18 protein-coding genes and 2 pseudogenes are annotated in these 20,999 nt (G+C 62.8%); 9 read left to right on the top strand and 11 right to left on the bottom strand.

Annotated features, from left to right (window positions below):
* The first annotated feature begins 126 nt into the window (after positions 1-126).
* The gene (locus IPF76_RS13030; protein ID WP_293844706.1) at positions 127-507 is read left to right on the top strand and encodes a hypothetical protein; all 381 of its coding nucleotides are present in this window, start codon (positions 127-129) and stop codon (positions 505-507) included.
* Positions 508-696: 189 nt separating this feature from the next.
* Here IPF76_RS13030 and IPF76_RS13025 read toward each other — a convergent pair whose 3' ends face one another.
* The gene (locus IPF76_RS13025; protein ID WP_293844704.1) at positions 697-1,527 is read right to left on the bottom strand and encodes an IS30 family transposase; all 831 of its coding nucleotides are present in this window, start codon (positions 1,525-1,527) and stop codon (positions 697-699) included.
* Positions 1,528-1,763: 236 nt separating this feature from the next.
* Positions 1,764-2,252, bottom strand: coding sequence for a hypothetical protein (locus IPF76_RS13020; RefSeq protein ID WP_293844701.1), 489 nt, complete (start codon positions 2,250-2,252; stop codon positions 1,764-1,766).
* 301 nt (positions 2,253-2,553) lie between these two features.
* On the opposite strand from IPF76_RS13020, the gene acs reads away from it, so the two are divergent.
* Positions 2,554-4,503, top strand: coding sequence for an acetate--CoA ligase (acs, locus tag IPF76_RS13015; protein WP_293844698.1), 1,950 nt, complete (start codon positions 2,554-2,556; stop codon positions 4,501-4,503).
* Entirely contained in the window at positions 4,500-5,129 is a 630-nt protein-coding gene (locus IPF76_RS13010; protein WP_293844696.1) for a response regulator transcription factor, read from the top strand. The genes acs and IPF76_RS13010 overlap by 4 nt, the downstream gene beginning before the upstream one ends.
* Here the strand turns inward: IPF76_RS13010 and IPF76_RS13005 are convergent.
* Complete coding sequence (locus IPF76_RS13005) at positions 5,106-8,405, bottom strand: PAS-domain containing protein (RefSeq protein WP_293844693.1); 3,300 nt, start codon at positions 8,403-8,405, stop codon at positions 5,106-5,108. The genes IPF76_RS13010 and IPF76_RS13005 overlap by 24 nt on opposite strands.
* Before the next feature lie 422 nt (positions 8,406-8,827).
* Here IPF76_RS13005 and IPF76_RS13000 point away from each other — a divergent pair, with 422 nt between their 5' ends.
* Positions 8,828-9,190, top strand: coding sequence for a hypothetical protein (locus IPF76_RS13000; RefSeq protein ID WP_293844690.1), 363 nt, complete (start codon positions 8,828-8,830; stop codon positions 9,188-9,190).
* 248 nt (positions 9,191-9,438) lie between these two features.
* On the opposite strand, the gene IPF76_RS20840 is transcribed toward IPF76_RS13000, so the two are convergent.
* The 4 genes from IPF76_RS20840 to IPF76_RS12985 form a co-directional block, all read right to left on the bottom strand.
* Positions 9,439-9,858, bottom strand: a complete 420-nt coding sequence (locus IPF76_RS20840; protein WP_366499652.1) for a GNAT family N-acetyltransferase — start codon at positions 9,856-9,858, stop codon at positions 9,439-9,441.
* A 319-nt stretch (positions 9,859-10,177) separates the two neighbouring features.
* Positions 10,178-10,957, bottom strand: a complete 780-nt coding sequence (locus IPF76_RS12995) for an FkbM family methyltransferase (protein WP_293844688.1) — start codon at positions 10,955-10,957, stop codon at positions 10,178-10,180.
* Positions 10,954-12,105, bottom strand: coding sequence for a hypothetical protein (locus tag IPF76_RS12990; protein WP_293844715.1), 1,152 nt, complete (start codon positions 12,103-12,105; stop codon positions 10,954-10,956). The genes IPF76_RS12995 and IPF76_RS12990 overlap by 4 nt, the downstream gene beginning before the upstream one ends.
* Positions 12,106-12,110: 5 nt before the next feature.
* Positions 12,111-12,773, bottom strand: coding sequence for an HAD-IB family hydrolase (locus tag IPF76_RS12985; protein WP_293844685.1), 663 nt, complete (start codon positions 12,771-12,773; stop codon positions 12,111-12,113).
* Positions 12,774-12,957: 184 nt separating this feature from the next.
* Here IPF76_RS12985 and IPF76_RS12980 point away from each other — a divergent pair, with 184 nt between their 5' ends.
* On the top strand, positions 12,958-13,635 hold the full coding sequence (locus IPF76_RS12980) for a response regulator transcription factor (RefSeq protein WP_293844682.1): 678 nt from the start codon (positions 12,958-12,960) through the stop codon (positions 13,633-13,635).
* Positions 13,632-15,011, top strand: a complete 1,380-nt coding sequence (locus IPF76_RS12975; protein WP_293844679.1) for an ATP-binding protein — start codon at positions 13,632-13,634, stop codon at positions 15,009-15,011. The genes IPF76_RS12980 and IPF76_RS12975 overlap by 4 nt, the downstream gene beginning before the upstream one ends.
* A 175-nt stretch (positions 15,012-15,186) precedes the next feature.
* On the opposite strand, the gene IPF76_RS12970 is transcribed toward IPF76_RS12975, so the two are convergent.
* A complete protein-coding gene (locus IPF76_RS12970) occupies positions 15,187-15,900 on the bottom strand; it encodes an EAL domain-containing protein (protein WP_293844712.1) in 714 nt (237 codons plus the stop codon).
* Between the two features lie 589 nt (positions 15,901-16,489).
* Between IPF76_RS12970 and IPF76_RS12965 the strand changes: the two are divergent.
* From IPF76_RS12965 to IPF76_RS12955, 3 genes and pseudogenes are all read left to right on the top strand, one after another.
* A pseudogene (locus IPF76_RS12965) lies at positions 16,490-16,905 on the top strand (group III truncated hemoglobin).
* Positions 16,906-16,916: 11 nt separating this feature from the next.
* Positions 16,917-17,651, top strand: coding sequence for an alternative oxidase (locus IPF76_RS12960; RefSeq protein ID WP_293844677.1), 735 nt, complete (start codon positions 16,917-16,919; stop codon positions 17,649-17,651).
* Between the two features lie 60 nt (positions 17,652-17,711).
* Complete coding sequence (locus IPF76_RS12955) at positions 17,712-18,002, top strand: DUF1971 domain-containing protein (protein WP_293844709.1); 291 nt, start codon at positions 17,712-17,714, stop codon at positions 18,000-18,002.
* Between the two features lie 656 nt (positions 18,003-18,658).
* Here the strand turns inward: IPF76_RS12955 and IPF76_RS12950 are convergent.
* The 3 genes and pseudogenes from IPF76_RS12950 to IPF76_RS12940 form a co-directional block, all read right to left on the bottom strand.
* A pseudogene (locus tag IPF76_RS12950) lies at positions 18,659-19,242 on the bottom strand (VIT1/CCC1 transporter family protein); the annotation flags it as partial.
* Between the two features lie 177 nt (positions 19,243-19,419).
* Entirely contained in the window at positions 19,420-19,806 is a 387-nt protein-coding gene (locus tag IPF76_RS12945) for a hypothetical protein (RefSeq protein WP_293844674.1), read from the bottom strand.
* An 889-nt stretch (positions 19,807-20,695) separates the two neighbouring features.
* The gene (locus IPF76_RS12940) at positions 20,696-20,902 is read right to left on the bottom strand and encodes a hypothetical protein (RefSeq protein WP_293844672.1); all 207 of its coding nucleotides are present in this window, start codon (positions 20,900-20,902) and stop codon (positions 20,696-20,698) included.
* Positions 20,903-20,999 lie beyond the last annotated feature (97 nt).

The raw sequence follows: 20,999 nt of genomic DNA, 5'->3' as shown, positions 1-20,999 counted from the left end.
TGTTACCCCGAACTCTATCCGGGGGCCAAGACCTCAGCGCCGCAGTGAATCCCGGATCAAGTCCGGAATCATAAACGGCAACAAACGACCAATTGCTGCCGTCCAGAATTCCGCTATTCTCGCCAAATGACGGCAGAATATTCAAATGTCATTTCCGTCGCGGACGGCTGGATCACGGAAGCGATTGCGAACCAAGCCGTCGAAAAGGGAGAGGCTATTGACTGCGAGTTTTCGTGGATGCTCGATGCTTTAATGTCCGAGGAACCTGCGACTGGATGGGCTGTCCTTAAGGCGATCTCTGGGGATCATCGGGTAGCCGCCGTCGATGACGTGTTCGGTATGGGGCCTCTCAGTTCGTTCATATTCCATCACGGAATGGACTTTCGAAAAGCGATCTACGACTTCTGGAGCACGCATCACGCGTTTCAAGAGCAATATAAGATGGTTGTGTTCGGTGATATCGCGGAAGCAATAATCTCTGCCGACAAGATCGCACGCAACGGATAGTCGCTACAGCGTCCCAACGTCCGCTTCCCATCCCGTTTCGTTCATTCACCGCGAGATGGTCCCAGTGACGGGAAGCGACGGTGGGTTCAACGGGTCGCCGCAACACGCTCCGCGAACATTTCAGCCGGTGTCTGATACATCAAGGTTTTTCTGGGGCGCTCGTTGAGCTGGCGAGCGATGGCGCTGAGTTTACCTGGCTGCGCAGGGAGAGATCGGTTCCTTGGGCAGGTACTGGCGCAGCAGACGATTGGTGTTTTCGTTGGTGCCTTGCCGCCACGGGCTTTGGGGATCGCAAAAATAGACTGACCTCGGTAGCCAAGGTGAAGCGCTGGTGATCGGCAAGCTCCTTGCCGCGATCCTGCAGGTCAGCGACTGATAGAGCTCGCGAGGCAGTTTGCGCGCCTGTTTGGCCCGGTCAGGGCCGTGACGACGCTGGCGGTCCCCTTTGTTCGCCACCTTGGCCAGGATCACGTAGCGCGACTGGCGTTCGACCAGCGTCACGATATGGCTGTTTCGCGCGCCCGAGATGAGATCGCCCTCCAATGTCCGGGCACGGCGCGGTTCTCGACCGAAGCGGGGCTCGCTGATCGATATCGCATCCTTGATCTGGCCAAGCCCGTCGCGCTTCAGGCTGGCGTGGCGCGAGCGGCGATCGTGCGCTTCGCCCGGAGATGCTCGAGCAGCTCCTTCTTCAGGACGCCGCGCCTGGATGAACAGGCTTTTGTAGATCGTCTCGTGTGACACGCGGTGCTGCTCTCCGTCCGGAAAGCCGCGCTTGAGCCAGCCAGCGATCTGCTCGGGTGACCAACTGCGGCGCAGCTTGCGCGATACTGTTCGGCGCAACGCGGGATAGCAAGCCAGCTTGCACGGCTTGGGCCGCAGCGCGCGGTCCCACGCTGCCTGATCCGAAACGATCCCGCGATACCGATCGCGACCGCCACCCCGCCAGACCTCCCGACTGATCGTCGAAGGCGCCCGACCAAGCTGGGTTGATCGCTCTGAGCGAGCGGCCGGCGACAAGACCTCTTGATATCTCCTCGCGCTCGCTCAGGCTGAGGATCGTTCCGACCGCTTGCGCTCCGACGGACGAATGCCGCCCGACGGCGACAGCACCGAGAAAATCGACGACGATGCCGATCAAACCGCCGCCCGATCGAACTCATCGACTCCGCGCTGCCACCGGTCCCAGATCTCGGATCGCTGTGCCGCCGAGTAATAAATCCGCTGACGCTGCTTCATCCCCACACTCCTTCTCCTCAAAGAATAAAGTGTTGCGACGATCCGTTGAACCCACCGCCATTGGTCGTGCGCTGCGAGCCCTGGGTTCCGGGCGAGGTCTGGAAATCGGTTTCGACATAGCCCTTCACCGCATGGCCCGAGACATCGGTCGCGAAGTTCAGCCAGAAGCGTGACTGCTTGGCGCTGAAATCCTGCACGCGACTTGCCGGCGCGCCGCCGGTCGGGATCGCCTGCGGCAAGTAGAAGTCACGGCCGAGCGAATTGGTCGCGACTTCGCCGTCGCTGAAGCGGCTGTTCGCGGCGACAAGCTTGATGAAGCCGCCGAGCTTGATCGTCGTCGCGCCGGAACGGAAACCGTCGGCCGGCGGGGCGGGCGGCAGAGGCGCTGGCAGCGCGGCAAGCTGAGCTGCGGTTTCGCTGCTCTTCGCCTTCGCCTGCAATTGCGGCCGCCGCGGTTGCCGCCTGGTCGCCGCGCCGCGGCAAGGTCCGGACGCAGCGACATGCATTTCGGCCTCCGAGTCTTCGAGCCGCGCTTCGAGCTCGGCTTCGCGGGGCGTCGCTGAGCCGAGGCTAGGCTCGGCGTCGCGAGCGCCGTCGCCGCGAGAGGCAGGCCATATTGCCGATAGGCGCCTTGGCATCCATGATCTCTCGTTCCCGATGATTTCCTGGATGCGAAAGGAGTGCGCGTTCGGCGGTGAGCCCGCCATCCCGACCAAGGTCGAGCATCTACGACCTTTGTCTAAGCACGCCGCCGACGCGACTTCGACTAAGGAGGCGTGGAACAGCCCAAGCTGACAGGAGGATGTGATGGGAGAGGCAATTTATCCGGTGCCCGAGGCATGGGCCGACGCGGCGCTGATCAATGAGGCGGCCTATCGGGACATGTATCGCCGCTCGGTCGAGGCGCCCGAGGATTTCTGGCGCGAGCAGGCCGCGCGGATCGACTGGATCCGCCCCTTTACCAAGGTGAAGCAGAGCAGCTTCGATGAGGCGGACTTCGAGATCGCCTGGTACGCCGACGGCACACTCAACCTCTGCGCCAACGCGCTCGACCGCCATCTCGCCGAGCGCGGCGATACGACCGCGATTCTCTGGGAACCCGACGATCCGGCTGAAGCGCATCGCGCGATCAGCTACCGCGAACTGCATGGCGACGTCTGCCGCTTTTCCAATCTTTTGAAGGCGCGCGGTGTCGGCCGCGGCGACCGGGTGACAATCTACCTGCCGATGGTCCCCGAGGCGGCAATTGCGATGCTCGCCTGCGCCCGCATCGGTGCGATCCATTCCATCGTATTCGCCGGCTTCTCGCCCGACGCGCTCGCCGGCCGGATCAACGATTGCGAAAGCCATATTGTCCTCACGTCCGACGAAGGCCTGCGCGGTGGCAAGCGCGTGCCGCTCAAGGCCAATGTCGATGAAGCGCTGCTTCGATGTCCGGCCGTCGAGACAGTGGTCGTGCTGCGCCGAACGGGCGCTCCGGTTGCAAAGGTCGCGGGCCGCGATATCGACTGGCACGAGGCGGTGGCCGCCCAACCGCCGGAATGTCCGCCGGCCGAGATGGACGCCGAGGACCCGCTCTTCATCCTGTATACCTCCGGATCCACGGGCAAGCCCAAGGGCGTGCTGCACACGACGGGCGGCTATGCCGTCTGGGCGTCGATCACGCATGAATATGTGTTCGATTACCGGCCAGGCCAGATCTACTGGTGCGCGGCCGACATCGGCTGGGTCACTGGCCACAGCTATGTTGTCTACGGCCCGCTCATGAACGGCGCGACAACCGTTATGTTCGAAGGCGTCCCCAATTTCCCTGATCCGTCGCGATTCTGGCAGATTGTCGACAAGTTCGCGGTCGAGATCTTCTACGGCGCCCCGACCGCATTGCGCGCGCTGATGCGTGAGGGCGATGACTGGGTGACGCGGACCAGCCGCAAGTCCCTCCGCCTCCTCGGAAGCGTCGGCGAGCCGATCAATCCCGAAGCCTGGCAATGGTATCACAAGGTCGTCGGCGACCGCCGCTGTCCGATCGTCGATACCTGGTGGCAGACCGAGACGGGCGGGGTGATGATCACCCCGCTACCCGGCGCCACGCCGCTCAAGCCGGGATCGGCAACGCGTCCCTTCTTTGGGGTGCAGCCGGCGCTGCTCGACAATGATGGCAAGGAAATCGAAGGGGCGGGGGATGGCTGCCTCGTCATCACCGACAGCTGGCCCGGCCAGATGCGCTCGGTCTGGGGCGACCAGGAGCGCTTCTTCCAGACCTATTTCTCGACCTTCCCTGGCGTTTATTTCACTGGCGACGGCTGCCGGCGCGATACCGACGGCTATTATTGGATCACGGGGCGCATCGACGATGTGATCAATGTCTCGGGGCACCGGATGGGCACCGCCGAGATCGAGAGCGCGCTAGTCGCCCATGCCAAGGTCGCCGAGGCCGCGGTGGTGGGGATGCCGCATGACATCAAGGGCCAGGGCATCTATGCCTTTGTGACGACCAACGCCGAGATCGAACCCGACGAGGCGCTGCGCAAGGAGCTTGTCCAATGGGTGCGCCATGAAATCGGACCAATCGCCACCCCTGACGTCATCCAGTTCGCGCCATCGCTCCCGAAGACGCGTTCGGGCAAGATCATGCGCCGCATCCTGCGCAAGATCGGCGAAAATGACGTGAGCAATCTGGGCGATACCTCGACGCTCGCGGATCCGTCGGTCGTCGATCATCTGCTTGCCAACCGGCTGATGCCGGCGGACGCGTGAGCGCGGCCGTCCTCATCGCGGACGACCATCCGCTGTTCCGCCAGGCCTTGCGGCTGGCGGTCGAAAAGGTGCTGCCGGGCGCCGACATCGCGGAAGCCGGTACCCTCGCAGCCGCAGCGCGTGCGGCCTCGGCAGCACCTGATCTCAAGCTCATCCTCCTCGACCTCAAAATGCCCGGCGCCGTCGGCTATTCGGGGATTGCCTTGCTCCACGCCGAATGTCCCGATGTGCCGATCCTGGTCGTATCGAGCGCTGAAGGCGCGGCGGCCGCGGATGAAGCGCGCGTGTTTGGCGCGATCGGCTTTCTGCACAAAGGCAGCGATCTTGGCGCGATCGAGACGGCGATCACCCAAGCCCTTGGCGGCCGTGGTCCTGCCCGTGCGAGCGAAACGACGAGCGAGGTTGAGGCCATCCGCGAGACGGTATCGTCGCTGACGCCGACCCAGCTCAAGGTCCTTCTCGCCGTCCTTGACGGCCAGCTCAACAAGCAGATTGCGCATAGCCTCGGCATCAGCGAAGCGACGGTCAAGGCGCATATGACCGCGATCATGCGCAAGCTCGACGTGCGCAACCGCACGCAGGCGGCGCTCGTTGCCCGCTCGCTAGGCCTTGATCTGCGTCATTGACGCGTCGGTCAGAAAAGCTTCGATCGCGCCTGGCGCCGCCGGCTTGGCAAGAATCTCCGCTTTCATCGCGGCGGCCCGCTTCTGCATCGCCATGCCATTTTCGGCGGTGACCAGCCGGACCGGCAAGCCGCCGCGGCGATTCCAGAGCTGGTCGATGAGGTCGAGGCCATTTTCACCATGATCGAGATGATAGTCGACCAGAGCGGCATCGACGTCGCCCGCAGCATCCATCGCCTCGGCGATCGTTCTTGCGCCGATCGCGGTGTGCCCGAGGCTCTCCAGCAAAGCGATTGTTGCTTCAACGATCATCTCGTCATTGTCGACAACGAGCACGCGCAGCCTCGCAGCCTCGGACGACCGCTTCGCCGGCTCGATGGCATCGACAAAGGCAGTGTGCGCTTGGTCGTTGGCGGGCAAATAGAGGCTGAAGCGGCTACCCTTGCCGGGTATCGAGCAGACTTCGATCCGTCCGCCGAGCAGACGAACGATCCGGCGAACGAGCGCCAGCCCGAGGCCAAGCCCCTCGACCTCGACGTCTCCTAGCCGGGTGAACTCGGCGAATATTTCCTCCACATGCTGCTCGCCGATTCCGACGCCCGTATCGATCACATCGACGCGCCAATCCGATCCGCGCCGGCGTACCCCGACAAGGACTGCGCCGCTCGCGGTATAGCGAACCGCGTTGGACAGGAAATTCTGCATCACCGAGCGCAGGAGTCCGGGATCACTCTCGACCCAGCCCGGCAAGCGGCCGAGCCGCAGACCCAGACCTCTGGCTGCGGCGATCGGGCGGATTGTCTCGGCGAGGTCCGACAGAAAAGGCGCAAAACTGATATCGAGGAGCGAGCGCAAAAGGTCTTCGGCTGATCCAATGGCGCTTTCGACTCGCCGTACCAGCTCCTGCTGGCTCTCGCTTGCGTCGCGCGCCAGTGCGGCCGTGAACAGCCGGGCGGCATGCAGCGGTTGCAGCAGGTCGTGGCTTGCCGCGGCCAGGAAACGGGTCTTGTCTTCGTCGGCATGGGCGAGAAGGCGGTTGGCTTCGCTCAGCTCGCGTGTCCGGTCGGCGACCCGATGTTCGAGCTGTTCGAGCGTCTGGCGCAGCTCCTCGCGAATGCGCGCCTCCTCGCTGATGTCGGTAAACGACATGACATAGCCGCCCCCCGGCATGGGACCGCCGACGGTCTTGATCACGCGCCCGTCATTGCGGAGCCGCTCGAAACTATGGTCCTGGCCCCGGGTCAGATGATCGATGCGCCGGGCGACCTGGTCTTCGACATCGCCAGGCCCGAAATCACCATGCCTTGCATTGTACCGGATCAGTTCGGCTACCGGCACGCCGACGCGCACCATGCCCGGCGGATATTCGAACAGCTCAAGATAACGGCTATTCCACGCCACGAGGTTGAGCTGCGCGTCGACGACACTGATGCCCGCGTCGATATTCTCGAAGGTAGCGGCGAGGAGCCCCCGCGAGAAGCGGAGGCTCTGGCCACCTTCATCGAGCAGCCGCGTCACCTCCTGAAGGCTGAACTGGCCGCCAGCGAGCGCCGAGGCGACGAGGGCGCGCGCCGAGGACGCGCCGACCACCTGCCCAATCAGCTCGCGCGCCCGCTGCGCCGATCGATGATCGATCAGTTGCGCCGGGATCGCATCGGGAAAGTCCCGCTCGGCCTGTTCGCGGCCAATGAAGCTGGCGGTCAGCTGCACGAGCTCGCCCAGGTTGCTGATCGGGCGCTCGCTGCGCGCGAACCGCGGCAGCGGCGGCGGCTCGAACTTGCGCGCTGCGACCAGAGCATAGACCGCGAGGTTGGCGCCGAGGCTCCAGAACACGCCATGTGCGAGCGGACTGAGCGAACCCGCGCCGAGCAGGCGCAGCGGATCGGCGAACGATCCTGACAAGGCGCCAAGCCATTCGGTCGGCAGAACCGGTGGCAGTCCGAGTGTGTAAACCCACAGGGCAAGTCCCACCGAGAGGCTCGCGCGCGCTGCGAGCGGATCGCGTCCCTTTCCCGTTGCCGCGAGCAGCAGATGGGGGGTGAACTGCGCCATGGCGGCGAAAGCGACAAGCCCGATCGACGCAAGCGACTGGCGCGGCGAGACGAGCAGCGCCCAGCCAGTCGCCGCGATCATGATCAGGACGATGGACTGGCGGCGCACGGTCAGCATGCGGCGCCCGACCCCGCCCGACCGGGCGATCGTACCGCGAACCATCGTTGGGAAGACCAAATCGTTTGAGATCATGGTCGAAAGCGCGGTCGTCTCGGCAATCGTCATTGAGGCCGCTGCGCTGACCCCGCCCAACAGCGCGGCAGCGAGGACGATCCCATAGCCTTCGCCGGCCGGTAGCTGGAGGACATAGAGGTCCGGGCTGATGTCTGGACCGAAGACCATTGATCCCGCGAGCGCAATCGGAATGACGAGCGCCGCCATCACCGCGAGGTAAAGCGCAAGCCCGCCCCGCGCCCGAACCAGGTCGTCGGGGCGCCGGGCCTCGACAAGACCCATGTAGAACTGCCGCGGGAGCGCGATGATCGCCGTCATCGACAGGAGGAAAATCACTGCGACGTCGATCGACAGTTGATCGACGCGAAAGCGCTCGCGAAGCTCGGCGGTCCCGCTTGCTATCTGGTCGGCAGGCGCTGCCGCGATCAATGCCACCGCCACGCCGGCGACCGCCAGGAGCGCGAGAAGTTTGATCGCCGACTCCGCCCCAATGGCGTAAAGAAGCCCTTCGCTGCGGCCGGCGACTTCGAAGCGGCGGACCCCGAAGAGGATGGCGAAAAGCGCGAGGAGCGGCGCCGCCACCAGCATGGCCGGTTCCGACACGTCGTTCGCCGTGACGATCGATAGCGCACCTCCTATCGAGCGCAGTTGCAGCGCCAGATAGGGAATGGTCCCGAGCAGCGCAGTGACCGTGACGAGGCGAGCGACGACGATGTCATGGCTGAACCGCGCGGCGATGAAATCCGACACCGTGGTGGCCTGCTCGTCGGCGACGGCCTCGGAGAGCCGCCGCAGGAATTTCGGTGCGGCGAGAAGGAGCACGATCGGCGCGGCATAGATGGGCAGATAGGACCAGCCGTCGCGCACGGCGCTGCCGACAGCGCCGTAAAAGGTCCAGCTGGTGCAATAGACGCCAAGCGCAAGCGTGTAGGTTGCATGGCGGAGGCGTGGGCGTTTTGCCAAGGCTCCGCTTCGCGCTTCGACGATTGCCGCAATGGCGAACAGCAGCAGGATTAGGATCAGCGCCAAAGCCGATGCGGTCTGCAGGCTCATGTCATGAGCCTCGCCCCTTGGACCTTGCAGTTAACGCGGGGGCTGGCTTCGCCATCACGCGTCCTGTGGTCGGTGAAGCAGCCGGCGGAAGCGGGCGCGGCCTCGTGCGACCGTCTCGCAGCGCGCGAGTAATGGGCTTGACCTACTGTAGGTTGCAAAGCCTTCGGGCGGTTTAAACTCGGCCATAAGGCGCTCCCATCGCGGCCGCGCCAGATGAATTTCGGCCAGGTGACCCCTTCAAAATCGTTGGTTTGATGCGTGCCTGGCTTAATTGCGGTCGGTTGCAGTCTGGCAGGCGCACCGGGCAATTGATTTGATTCAGATCAACCCGGAGAAAGTCGCCACCGCGATCGCTCGTCGGCCATTTTCGCAGGCCCTGGTGAACGCGAAGGGAATTCGTTCATTGCACCGCTGAAGACTTCATGGTCGCCTGGCTGGAAGAATCGCAGCATGCCAAGTTGGATGCGCTGGTATTCTATGAACTGGCAGAAAAGAGCAGTCCTGAAAAGATCACCCGGGCTATCGATGATTTCCTGGACATCGGCGCATTCATCGATGGTGGTTTGAAACAGCAGACCGAACTGGATCTGTCATCTTTCGAACGGGCAACGGGGCGTTCGTTGACTGACGATCAGCGCGCCGAATTTATCGCGGTGCAACATCAAGCCATGCGCTGGACTTTCCTGGGATCGGCCATGCGCAACAAGGGTTTTCTCGAGGCCATCGGGTCGGTGAGCCCAGCCGAACGCGCACGTATCGAGCAAGTTGCCCCAGCATTTTGCTGAGCGATAACCACACGTCCTGTGCTCGACATGCATATCGAGCATAGGCGTGCGCGATGGGCCTGTGATCGCGACACTCTGAGGATCCCGCGCCGTCGACAAGATGCGCTTGGCGGCTCACGACGGCGCAGAGAACCCCGCGGCGCTGCCAGATGAACCCATTACATCTGCTATGGCGTCTTTGGTGCCAAGGGAACCGTCTGAAATTGGCCATGTCGGAAGAGGATGATTTTGACGATGGCATGCTGACACTAGAGCGCCAGGTCCCACCGCCAAACCGGCCCGTCCTCCGGGTCTACAACTTCGGCAGGACCTGTAAAACCGTTGGCCTCAAGCACCAGGGTTGAGGGGCTGGGTTCACGTAAGGTGTGAGCGACAACCCGAACCGCGCCGTGTTCGCGCGCGATCGACACGAGCTCCTTGGCAATTGCAGTTGCCACGCCGCGGCCACGCGAACCGATAAAGACGAGGTAGGCTATCTCCACAAATCCGTCAGTCGGTGGCCCTTTGAAAAGTCCAACTCCGACGGGCCGCTCATCGAGGCGGACGAAATAGAAGCACCAAGGCGGGCTGCAACTGTCGGCGTGACTGAATGCCCCAGCCCATTCTCCAGCATGTGCGGGATCATTTGGCTCGGGCTCATCAGCCAATGGAGTCAGGACAATATGCATTTCGGGGATAGTGCATTTGATAGTCGGCACGGGCAAGTCGCAAAAAGTCCGGGTCGGACAAGGCCCTGCGGTTTCGCCGCCTCGATCTTTGGACCAACGCCGTGTTGGCGGCTGGCCGCTGAGTATAGGAAAGGGCCGGCTTTGTCTGGTCGGCGAGGAGGCCCGTCATTCTTGCGGACAGGATTTTGTGGGCCAAGCCGGTCGCTCGGTTCAATTGGGAAGGTGCGTCGCGGTCCATAAAGGGTCCTCAGAATTATCAAGGACGTCGCGCGTCACCTGAGAGATCTCCCGCCGAAAGCTGGCCGTCCGGTGGCGGCCACTAACGACTAGCCAAGACATCATAGTGGCCCCCGATGCCGTAGCGGGTGAAGCGAACGAAGCCTGCCGGTCGCAACTGCGCCTCGATTTTGGTCGCATCGGTCCAGCGGGCGTCGACCTCATAGAAGATCGCGGCGATCCGGTCGCGGTGCGCCGACGCCATCAGAGCTTGGGCCACGGCCTCCTCATGCCCCTCGACGTCGATCTTGACGATCAGCGGAGTAGCGCCTTCGAGCAGCGTATCGACGCCCGATATGCCGAGAATTCGGATTTCCTCGCCGCCCGATGTCGCGGTGCCGCGCAGGCTCGCAATCCCGCTGTGCGCATCGTCCGTCGCGATCCGCGCCATGCCCGACTGAAGCGAGACCGCGGCATGGACGGGCCTGATCTTGGTCCCCGCGCCGTTGAGCGCGATGTTGTCGCGCAGCAGAGCAAACGTCGCCGCAACCGGCTCGAACGCGACCGCTGACACGCAATGCCGGTTGCGTGCCGCAAGCAAGCTGTAAAGGCCCTGGTTCGCCCCGATGTCGACGAAGGTAAAGGGCCGGTCCTGCACCGCGATATAGTCCGACAGCGCCCGGCCGTAGGTGGCATAGCGGCAGTATTGGAAGGTCCGGTCGCGCCAATTCGCGCGCATCCGCACGCCATAGCGGGACGTGACGACTGGGTCCGACCGCGCCAGCGGCAGCGCGGTCAGCAGATGCACCCACGCCTTGTGCAGCGTCTTCTTAACGCCATAGACGAAAAAGCTCGCGAGCGGCGAGGGGGCTGCGGCGCTCATTGGCGCGCCAGATAGTCAAGGATTGCCTCGGCAGCGCGTTCAGACGATGGGCGCTCCTGCAGATCGAAGCTATAGTCGAACAGGCTTTCCTGTTGCGTGCGTATCGCCGGCGTCAGGCGCGGCAACTCTGAAAAAGCCACCTCGAACTGCTCGAAGCGGTCGAGCACATGCCCGGCGCGCCAGTGCGCGAAGTCGGGATTGTCCTGCCACGCATGACCGCGCGGGTTGAGGAAGAAACACGGTCGCGGCCGGCGGATGAACTCGTAAACCTGGCTGCTCGCATCGCCGATGTAGATGTCGGCAGCGTCAGTGTAGGTCATGTCGAGGCACGCCGGGCTGCCGGTGTCGATCAGCATATGATCCTGCTCATAATCGCCCGGCTTCGGACCGCGGTTCCATCCCAGCGCGAATGGCGACAGCGATACTGTGATCCGCTTTTTGAACAGCATCACATGCGGCGCGAAAATGAAGTTGTACCGGTCGCTGTTTGCGAACCAGTCGAGGATTTGCGGGCCCATGCGGTACCACGACGACAGCGCGGGCGACGGGTGCGGGTTGTAAAGGACGGTCGGCTTGTCCTTCGCGAACAGCCGCGGATGCTTCGGCGGCGGGATATCGAACTTCGGATAGCCCACGATCGCATGCCCATCCTTTTTCAGCAGTGCGGCTTCGGACAGTCGGTCGCGGATTTTTTCGCCCGACAGCAGGACGAGATCAAACTTGCCGCTCGCCTTGTCGAACCCAATCGCGCGGTCGCCGGCGCCATGGCGCGTGTGGACGAGTTTCAGCGATTTAAGGCCGAAGAGCGACTTCAGCATCAGCGATGTCTTTTCGGGCACCACCAGCGCGTCGAGCTTACGGAACCGGTCGAGGTTGCGGTGGAGCGTCGAGAGAATGTCGGCGGGGATCGCGCGCCCGCTCGCGCGGTTGGCGGCGCGCGCGATTCTGGAAGGCGGGCGAAGGCGGATGATCTCGGGCGCCGGGCCGGGCGTAGCGCTCGCCATGCGCCGGACCTCGCTCTCGCAGTCCTCGGATACGAGCACGCTGACCTTGGCATTCGTACCGCGGCGAAGCAGCGCCAGCGCGACGGGCAACGCATGCGCCACCTGATGTCCGCCGTAATGGTTGAAGAGAAAACCGATATGCATCGCGCTCACCGCCAGTCCAGCACCGGCCAGCCGCGCGCCGCCGCGATGGTCCGCATCTTTACCGACGGGTTGACTGCAACCGCTTCGTCGGCAAGTTCGAACATCGGCAGGTCGGAGGCATGGTCCGAATAGAAGCGAATATGTGCCGCCTCGCGCGCTATCGCCGACCGCTCCAGAAAGGCCTCGACCAACGAGCGCTTGTCGGCGCCATAGCAATTCTCCGAAACGATCGCGGGCGTCAGACGGCCGTTTTTCCAGCTCGAAGCCGTCGCGACGACGTCGGCGATGCCCAGCCGCCGCGCGATCGCGGCCGTGTAGAAATGCGGTGCCGCGGTTGCGAGGACGATCCGCCGCCCCGCCGCACGCTCGGCCTCGATCAGCGCGACGCCATCGGGATAGAGTCCGCGTTTGGTCAGGGTCCGTGCAAAGCGGTCGGCGAGCCGCGCTGCCTCGCGCTCGGGCACCACGCTGCCAAGCGCGACCCAGTGCATCGCCTGTTTCATCCGGCAGCGCGGGACCAGCTTCAGCGCATACAGGATCGCGACCGGCAGCAGCAGCGGGAGAAGGAGCAGGCGCCACGGGGCGCGGCTGCGTACCGCGAACCACAGGAAGGGGGTATAGGTCGGCAGGGTGGTGAGCGTGCGGTCGAGGTCGAAGATCGACAGCATCGCCCGTTGCGGCCCTGGGGCGAAAGCCGCGCCCTCCGTTTGTCTTCGTACCCGTGCCATCGCCTGCTCCTTCCGGAACCCAGGTGGCAGCGCGGCCTGACGCGGCGGTGGGCCTAACATTTGATTTTCGACATGTTCGCCCGCCGGGTGGCGATTTCGCCCGCCACCCGGTAACGGGAGGACGATGCAGATATTGGTGATCGAGGATGACGCCCGCGTTGCGGAGCATATCGACAAGGGGCTGAAGGCCGCCGGGCACCTCGTCACGATCGACCACGACGGGCGCATGGGGCTGCTGCGAGCGGCCTCCGAAACCTTTGACCTGATCGTCGTCGACCGTATGCTTCCCAACGTCGATGGCCTGACGATCGTCCAGACAATCCGCGCGACGGGCGATACGACGCCGGTGCTGTTCCTCAGCGCGCTCGGCGACGTCGACGAGCGCGTCGCGGGCCTCCGCGCAGGCGGCGATGACTATCTGACCAAGCCGTTCGCCATGTCCGAACTGCTCGCGCGGATCGATGTGCTCGGCCGCCGCGGCCCCGCAATCGTCGCCGAGTCGAAGCTCAGCGTTGGCGATCTCGACATCGACTTGCTAGGCCAGCAGGTGCGGCGGCAGGGCCGGACGATCGATCTTACCGCGCGCGAATTCCGCATCCTCGCCTATCTCGCGCGCAACGAGGGGCGCGTCGTCACGCGTTCGATGTTGCTCGAGCATGTCTGGGACTATCATTTCGACCCGCAGACCAATATCATCGACCAGCATGTCAGCCGCCTCCGGCAAAAGGTCGACCGCGGCCATGACATGCCGCTGATCCATACGGTTCGCGGCACCGGCTATGTCATGCGAGCTGGTGCTTGAGCAGGCTGTCTCGCCGCGGGATTTGGCGCAGCCTGACGGTGCGACTGGCGCTGGTCTATGTCGCGCTCTTTCTGACCTCGACTGGGGCAATGTTCGGCGCAGCTTATTGGTTCGGCGTTTATCAACCGATGTTGAAGGAGGCGGCGGCGGTCCAGGGCGAGGCGGACAGCCTCACCGCGGTCGATCGCGCCGGCGGGCGCGGTGCGCTCCTTCGGGCGCTGCAGCTTCGCGAGCGAGGCGAACACAGAAGAGCATTCCACGCCTTGTCACTTCCGGATGGGAAAGTGCAGACTGCCAATCTGCCAAGCTGGCCCGATGCAACTATTGCGGACTGGAGCCTGCTCGACGCGGACGTGTCATTCCTGGGAACCGAACAGGATTATACCGCGCTGTCGGTCGAGCGCCGCCTCAACGACGGGGCGCGGCTGATCGTTGGGCGCGACGTCGAGGATATTGACGACCGCGACGAGATATTCTCAAGCGCCGCCGCCTGGCTGATCCTGGTCGCCGCGGCGCTGGCGATTGGCGGTAGCGTCGCGATGGGCCGCGCGGTTGGACGGAGGATCGACGCGGTGACGCGGACCGCTCGCCGGGTGATGGCAGGGAGCCTGACGGAGCGCATTCCGCTGCGCGGCACGGGCGACGATTTCGACGAGCTTAGCGAAATCCTCAACCGGATGCTGGGACGCATCGAGGAAGCGGTCGAGGCGGTGCGGCGCGTGTCGGACAATGTCGCGCACGAACTTCGCACGCCGCTGGCACGCCTCCACGCTGATCTCGACGACCTGCGCAACACCTCAGACGAAGGCGAGCGGCAGCGACTTGCGGAACAGGCATCGGCCGAAGCGGCACGGCTGCAGGAGATTTTCGATGCGTTGCTGCGCATCGCGCGGATCGAGAGCGGGCGACACCTGGCGGGGTTTAAAACCGTCGATCTCTCGACGCTCCTGGCCGATGCGGTCGAGTTTCACCTCCCCGAAGCCGAGGCGCGCGGCCAGCACATCGAAAGCCGCGTCGCACCCGGACTAACGCTCGAAGCGGATCCGAACCTGCTCTTCCAGGCGGTCTCGAACCTGCTCGACAACGCGATCAAATATGGGGGCGAAGGCGGTGCGGTAATGGCGGGCGCCGCGAAAGCGGGGTCCGGCGTCATCGTCGAAATAGCCGACACCGGCCCCGGTATCCCGCCCTTATATCGCGAAAATGTGACCGAGCGCTTCTTTCGTCTCCCCGATACCGCGCACGTCGCCGGAACCGGCCTCGGCCTGTCGCTCGTTAGTGCGATCGTTGGGCTGCACAAGGGGCGGCTCGCCATCGGCGATGCGGAACCCGGAACGCTAGTGAGGCTCGAATTCGGGTGTTCGAAATACCAGTGATGAAATACCATAATTGCGTGGGGTTCGTTCATTCTCGGAATGAAAGCTAACAGTCTCTTATCGCTCATTTGTTGAGGTCTAAACGGACGTCGTCTTCGCCGCTTATCCTGCCCTGATCGCCGACGAACAGGCAAATTCGTGCCGGCAGCTTGCACCCGCTTGAGCAACAAGCTTGCTAAGCAAATCGCCGTTCTTCGCTCAAGTGCAGCGCAACCGGGGGAAGCGCCTCAAATTCTGGTTTGGCGAAATAAAATCCCTGGACATACCGCACGCCCATCGTTCGCAGTGCGTCGAGTTCCCCGGCAGTCTCAATTCCCTCGGCGATCACCGTCACGCCTAGCGAGTCACACATTTTGACGACCGCGTTGACAATCATGCGCCGCGGCATGCTCGTATCCAGTCCCCTGATCAGCTCCATGTCGAGCTTGATGATGTCCGGCTGGAAGCGCGCCAATAGGTTCAACCCCGCGTGCCCCGCACCGAAATCGTCCAGCGCGGTTCCGAACCCCATTTGCTGATATGTCGCGATGATGTTAGCCACATGATCAGGATCGACCATTTCCTCATTTTCGGTAAATTCGAAGATCAGGCGGTTGGTCGGGAAATCAACCTTTTTTGCTGCTTTGAGCGTTACTTGGATGCAAGCCGCAGGCGAATACACGGCATTGGGCAAAAAATTGATGGAAAGCCGCGCGCCCATCTCAATCAGCCCCGCCGCCGCTGCGGTTTCGATGGCTTTGACGCGGCACTGCTGGTCGAACGCATAGCGATTGCTGTCCGATACCTGCGAAAGCACGCTCGCCGCGCTTTCTCCCGCCGGTCCGCGAACCAGTGCCTCATATGCAAATGGAACGCCATCGAGGATGTCGACAATCGGCTGGAAAGCCATCGAAAACTCAAACGCGAGTTCGGTACCGTCACGGCACCCAGCGCATGGAGATTTGGAGGACTTTGTCACGCCCTTGCTATTACAGCGAAATCTTAAGAAACCGCTCGTGACCGCTCCATACTGCGACCCATCGATCTTGGGCAGCTTTGCTCGTCTTCTGGCGACAACCTGCCGGTCCGCCATTCGGCCAAGTCCGGTCCATTTCGATTCTACCTCCATGCTTGCCGATGGGATCAAGGCCGTGGCGATGCCCCCATAATTGCTGTTCGCGACCTTGGTCCGAATAAGGGGAACTACGGATAGGGATGTTGCTCGATCTGGTTCACAAGCGACTGGATACATTTGGCAAATGACCGAGCCGCATTGAAAGATCGAAAATAAATATCCACGGCTCGAGCGGATATCTCAAAACCCGGACGGGATTCAAATTCAGTGTCCCTGAACGTCAACGTGCGGCTCTGTCCGGGCGATGCTCCGCTCGTTCCCGTCGAGCGGAAACCGCCGCTCCCAGTCGCTGCTTGATCGATCTTGGTGGGTCGGGGGATCGCGAGATCGCCGTGCATATAATCATCGCATTAAGGAACGAGATTTGGATAACAGCAACAAGGTGAGCGAGGCGCAGCTCGAGCGCTTGATTCCAAACTTTTACGCGCGCGTCCGCGACGACGCGCTGATCGGTCCGGTTTTCGGCGGCGCGATCGGGGACTGGCAGCAGCACTTGGCAAAGCTGGTCGACTTTTGGTCGTCGGTGATGCTCACCAGCGGTCGCTACAAAGGCAGTCCGGTGGCAGCGCACCTTAAACATCTGTCCGCAATAACACCGCCGATGTTCGATCGCTGGTTGATGCTCTGGGCCGAAGTGACTGCCGAGTTTTGCCACCAATCACTGCCTTGGCGCTCCAAGACAAGGCGGCGCGGATCGCCGAAAGCCTCAAGCTCGCACTATATTTTCGCCTCCCGCCGGTGCCCGGGAACCCACCCTGGCCGACCCCCACGCAGTCCTGAAAGGACTCACGATGACGAATACGATTCTGATCCCCGACAAGCTCGCCCTCGCGACCGAACGAAAGGTCCGGCCCGCGGTGCATCACAAGCCGACCGGATTCTCCGATCGGTTCGCGCTCGGCTTCACCAAGCTTCTGCGCTTCAGCGCCGACAGATTGTTCGCCAAGCGCTACGGCCACCGGGCGATCGTTCTCGAGACGGTCGCAGCGGTGCCTGGCATGGTCGGCGCTATGCTTACCCATCTTAGTTGCCTGCGCCGGATGCGCGACGACGAGGGCTGGATTCGGACCTTGATGGAAGAGGCCGAAAACGAGCGCATGCATCTCATGACTTTCATCGAAATCGCCAAGCCCACCTGGTTTGAGCGCATGATGATCCTGTCCGTTCAAGGCATATTCTTGGTGGGATTCTCGATCCTCTATCTCATCTCGCCGCGTACCGCTCACCGCGTTGTCGGCTATTTCGAGGAGGAAGCCGTCACCAGCTATACATTGTACCTCCAGGAGATCGATGAGGGCCGGTCGCCGAACGTGGCCGCTCCTGCCATCGCCAAGCATTATTGGAAGATGGCGGACGATGCCAAGCTGCGCGATGTCGTATTGCTGGTGCGCGCCGACGAGGCGCATCACCGCGACGTCAACCATGGTTTCGCAAACCAGCTAAACGGCGGGTCTGCCGATCAATCGCGGGTCGCAGCCTATCCCGACCACGCTACCGATATCCGGTTGCATGCTCGAGATGCGTGACGGAATTCACGCCCGCAGTGTGCGTTGCGCCGCGGCCGAGGCCCGGTCTGCTCTGTCATGATGGGCGCACCGGAACCGTACAAGTGCACCCCCATTTTTGACGAGGCCACGCTTCCGGCCGGGCTTCGCGGGGAGCATCGTACGAAGGTCGGCGTCTGGGGCGTCATTCGGGTGCTCGAAGGCCGGCTTCGCTACCGGGTTCTTGATCCGGTTTCTGAAACCATCCTCGACGCCGAGCATCCGGGGATCGTTATTCCGGACCAGCTCCATTTGGTCGAAACGATTGGTCCCGTCCGCATGGTCGTCGAATTCTACGATCGGGAGCCGCAGATAGCCAGAACAGGAGCCTGAGCCATCCGCGTTTGATTGCGGCGCCGCTTTGCAACAATGCCCAGAATAGCGTAGCAAGGTCTCGCTATCCGGCCTCGAAAGGCTCGCCATGCAGTTTTCACGATTGCTCTTCGTATTGACAACGACTCTACTGTGCGCATGCGTGCCTGCCAGGCGGGACGTTACCACTTCAAATTCGGCTGCCCGTGCGCCTGCGCTGCAAACTCAGGACGCGCGACTTTCTTTGTCGTCGAAGAGCGATGTAGCGGTTGTCATGCATTGCGCCCGGGCGTTGAGCCGCCCAATTCACAGGCACCCAGCTTTGTGGCCGTCGCTAATGATATGGGGTTTACCCAAGATACGCTGCGCGAATTCTTTCGCGACGGACGACTTACACCGGATGCGATGTCGATCATGCTGACCAGAGAAGAGGCTGAGATGGCCTCCGCTTACATCATGTCACTTCGCTCTCCTCGCTGACACGACGCGATGGCTTTGGCAAAATTGACCGACTGGGAGCAGCTCCGGCGAAGCGGGGGAACTAGCCGTGAGGCTCACCGGAAAACGCTGTGATTGCCCGATTTTCAATTGAGCGGGGATAGGACAGCCATCCAATACGTGATCGCGCCGGACCGAAAGTTCGGCGAGCATACGAGAAATTGGTGCGCGCAGTTCGAGATCGCGGTTCCGACCAGTCGCCCGATACCTGCCGTCAGCGCCATGGCCAAGGCGCCCCAGAAAAGGACGCGCGCCACAGGATAACGGGGCCGGGATCCGCCCGCCGCCGCCCCAACTCATCCGAGCAGGACGAGAAACAGGAGCGACGCGACCGCCTCGCCAGGGACAAGTAAGGTCTGGGAAGCGGGCTGCCGCGACAACCGGCGGAAGGGCGCCCAGGTGAAGGTGCCGGCGGAGGTGAACGCCGCATTGATCGGCCGCGCCAGGTCGTATCGCTAATGTAAGCTCGTCGCGGGCGTGGGTGCCGACGCACGAACGCGGTCATCTGCGTGGCGACGGTTCTCCGCGATATCGGCATCGAGGCCGCGTGCCCGGTAAATGCCGGCAAGTTCCTCAAAGGTTCGCGTCGGGGCTTGTGGCCAGTTCAAGCCGTTCGCGTCCGAGGTCCGCTTGCTCGGTGTCCGACTGCGAACTCACCGAAACTTATTCTCCGGCCGCCATCGACACTGCACCGGCCAAAAATTGCGGCAATACCCGACACAAGGATTGCGGAGCGTGGCGCGCCCGATGCGGCAACGGCCATGATCAGGCTCGCGGTCGAGACGATGCCGTCGTTGGCGCCAAGTACGGCGGCACGCAGCCAGCCGATCCGCGAACAAGATGGCTTTCGCCTTGGCTTCTCATGCCAGCGGTTTGGCTTCGGCCGGTTGATCGCGTCGCCGTCGACAAGATCCTCGGCTATCAGGGCCATCAGGCCGACTCACGAATGCGCATGGGCCTTGGCGTAAATGCGCGCGGCTGCGCCCGGATCGTCCCCGATGCCGCGCCGCGGGGCGCGGCAATTTCGGCAGCATCGAAACCTTTGAGCGCGAAGAGCGCGACATCGGCCTCGACCGGTCAGTTGCCAATCGAGAAACCGCTGCCGGATAAGGTCCGCCATGGCGCCGCGCGCCGTTGCGACGCCCGTCTCGTCGAGTCGGGCGCGCAGGATCAGCCAGCGCAGCTGGAGCGCGCCGAAAACAACGCCGGCGATAAGCGCGACGGTCGCGCCCGTTTCGACAAGCAGGTGAATGCTCCAGCCATCATCGCCGATGTCGCCAGCGACGTCAGCGATGAAGAAGATCGTTGCCAGAGCCTGGAGGATCACAGAAGGTGGTCGCGACCGCCCGACGTTCCAGCGCTCTGCGTCTTTGCTGCATGGCCACGGTTTACGCGCGCCCCGGCAACATAGCGCCAACAGGATTTCCCGGCCGCTGCGGCGCGTTCTCGAAGACCACCCCGGCGATATGCAGCGCGATCAGAACGTAGAGCGATTGACGGCCGTCTCATGTACCTCTTCCCACTCGCTTTCCTCGCCGCTCGCGCCTTCGGTCGCTTCATCGGCATCACAGATCACGCCGTTCCGCGAGAACCTTCTGGGTAACCTCGTCCGACCGCTCCCCCTCGATCGCGAAAGTCGTTGGGGTGGCCCCGCCATTGCGGTCCGCTGGCGATGTTGGCCCGAGCATGCCCCCAGATCGACTGGTGGACCACATCAGCGCGCCGAGGCGGATTGTGCGAGAGACGGACCTCCTTTTGCCGGCCCTTATGTCGCGCAGGTGGCCCAGCGCCGGTATTGCCTGGCGGGGCTCAGGGGAAGGCCGAGAAGCGGGGCCTCAGGGGGCCTATCGATCCCAGCCCAGTAGCCGAAGAGCGCGAGGATGGCGGCCAGTGCGTTTAGCCGCGGACCCAGATATGCGCGCCGGATCCTTCCTCGGTGACCAGCGCGTTGGCGAGGATGGCCGTGACAAATGAGCCAATGCGTAATTTTTACGACAGGATCCCACCTTCGGCGCGTGCGGATGAGGTTTCTTGGCAAATTCATCGGAATCGAGACTAGGCGGGACGGTCATGGATCTTTTCCTTCGTTGCCCGAAGCATCTGACCATCATGAGAGGACCTCGCCATTGGCGAACCGCTTATTATCGCAAATGTAAGCATTTGCTTATGTCGGGGGCCCCTCCTTGCACGAAATTTATCGACGCAGATTCGTCGGTTTAGCCGCCTATTGATCCCAGGAAGCCGACCGTCTCCCCACCGGCCCAAGTTCGGCTGACTAACTTGCTGTTTTCGATACGAAATTGCAAGCGCACGGCCCCCCAGATCAGCTTATGATCCTCCACCTGCGGCTGCAGACGAGGACTAACCGAGAAAGCCGTGATCGGAATGACGATGAGATAGGCGGTCGCCGTGACCGTAACCATGTTGCGACAAAACCATCGGGAAAAAGCCGGGAGGTTAAGAAGGCGATGAGGAAGAGATGCTATGGAGCCAAAACGAACCCCGCCTAACTAACGGATG

The organism is Sphingopyxis sp. (assembly GCF_016704835.1).
In the GTDB taxonomy this organism is placed as follows: domain Bacteria; phylum Pseudomonadota; class Alphaproteobacteria; order Sphingomonadales; family Sphingomonadaceae; genus Sphingopyxis.
The sequence above is the reverse complement of the archived record's forward strand: the minus strand, read 5'-3'. Positions and strand labels throughout refer to the sequence as shown.

Bases quoted from the DNA above. Each gene is read 5' to 3' on its own strand.
- IPF76_RS12985 (WP_293844685.1), bottom strand. From the start codon at position 12,773: ATGCTGTCGATCTTCGACCTCGACCGCACGCTCACCACCCTGCCGACC.
- IPF76_RS12980 (WP_293844682.1), top strand. From the start codon at position 12,958: ATGCAGATATTGGTGATCGAGGATGACGCCCGCGTTGCGGAGCATATC.
- IPF76_RS20840 (WP_366499652.1), bottom strand. From the start codon at position 9,858: ATGCATATTGTCCTGACTCCATTGGCTGATGAGCCCGAGCCAAATGAT.
- IPF76_RS12970 (WP_293844712.1), bottom strand. From the start codon at position 15,900: ATGGCTTTCCAGCCGATTGTCGACATCCTCGATGGCGTTCCATTTGCA.
- IPF76_RS13005 (WP_293844693.1), bottom strand. From the start codon at position 8,405: ATGAGCCTGCAGACCGCATCGGCTTTGGCGCTGATCCTAATCCTGCTG.
- IPF76_RS13020 (WP_293844701.1), bottom strand. From the start codon at position 2,252: ATGCATGTCGCTGCGTCCGGACCTTGCCGCGGCGCGGCGACCAGGCGG.
- acs (WP_293844698.1), top strand. From the start codon at position 2,554: ATGGGAGAGGCAATTTATCCGGTGCCCGAGGCATGGGCCGACGCGGCG.
- IPF76_RS13000 (WP_293844690.1), top strand. From the start codon at position 8,828: ATGGTCGCCTGGCTGGAAGAATCGCAGCATGCCAAGTTGGATGCGCTG.
- IPF76_RS12940 (WP_293844672.1), bottom strand. From the start codon at position 20,902: ATGGTTACGGTCACGGCGACCGCCTATCTCATCGTCATTCCGATCACG.
- IPF76_RS12990 (WP_293844715.1), bottom strand. From the start codon at position 12,105: ATGCATATCGGTTTTCTCTTCAACCATTACGGCGGACATCAGGTGGCG.
- IPF76_RS13030 (WP_293844706.1), top strand. From the start codon at position 127: ATGACGGCAGAATATTCAAATGTCATTTCCGTCGCGGACGGCTGGATC.
- IPF76_RS12960 (WP_293844677.1), top strand. From the start codon at position 16,917: ATGACGAATACGATTCTGATCCCCGACAAGCTCGCCCTCGCGACCGAA.
- IPF76_RS12955 (WP_293844709.1), top strand. From the start codon at position 17,712: ATGGGCGCACCGGAACCGTACAAGTGCACCCCCATTTTTGACGAGGCC.
- IPF76_RS12995 (WP_293844688.1), bottom strand. From the start codon at position 10,957: ATGAGCGCCGCAGCCCCCTCGCCGCTCGCGAGCTTTTTCGTCTATGGC.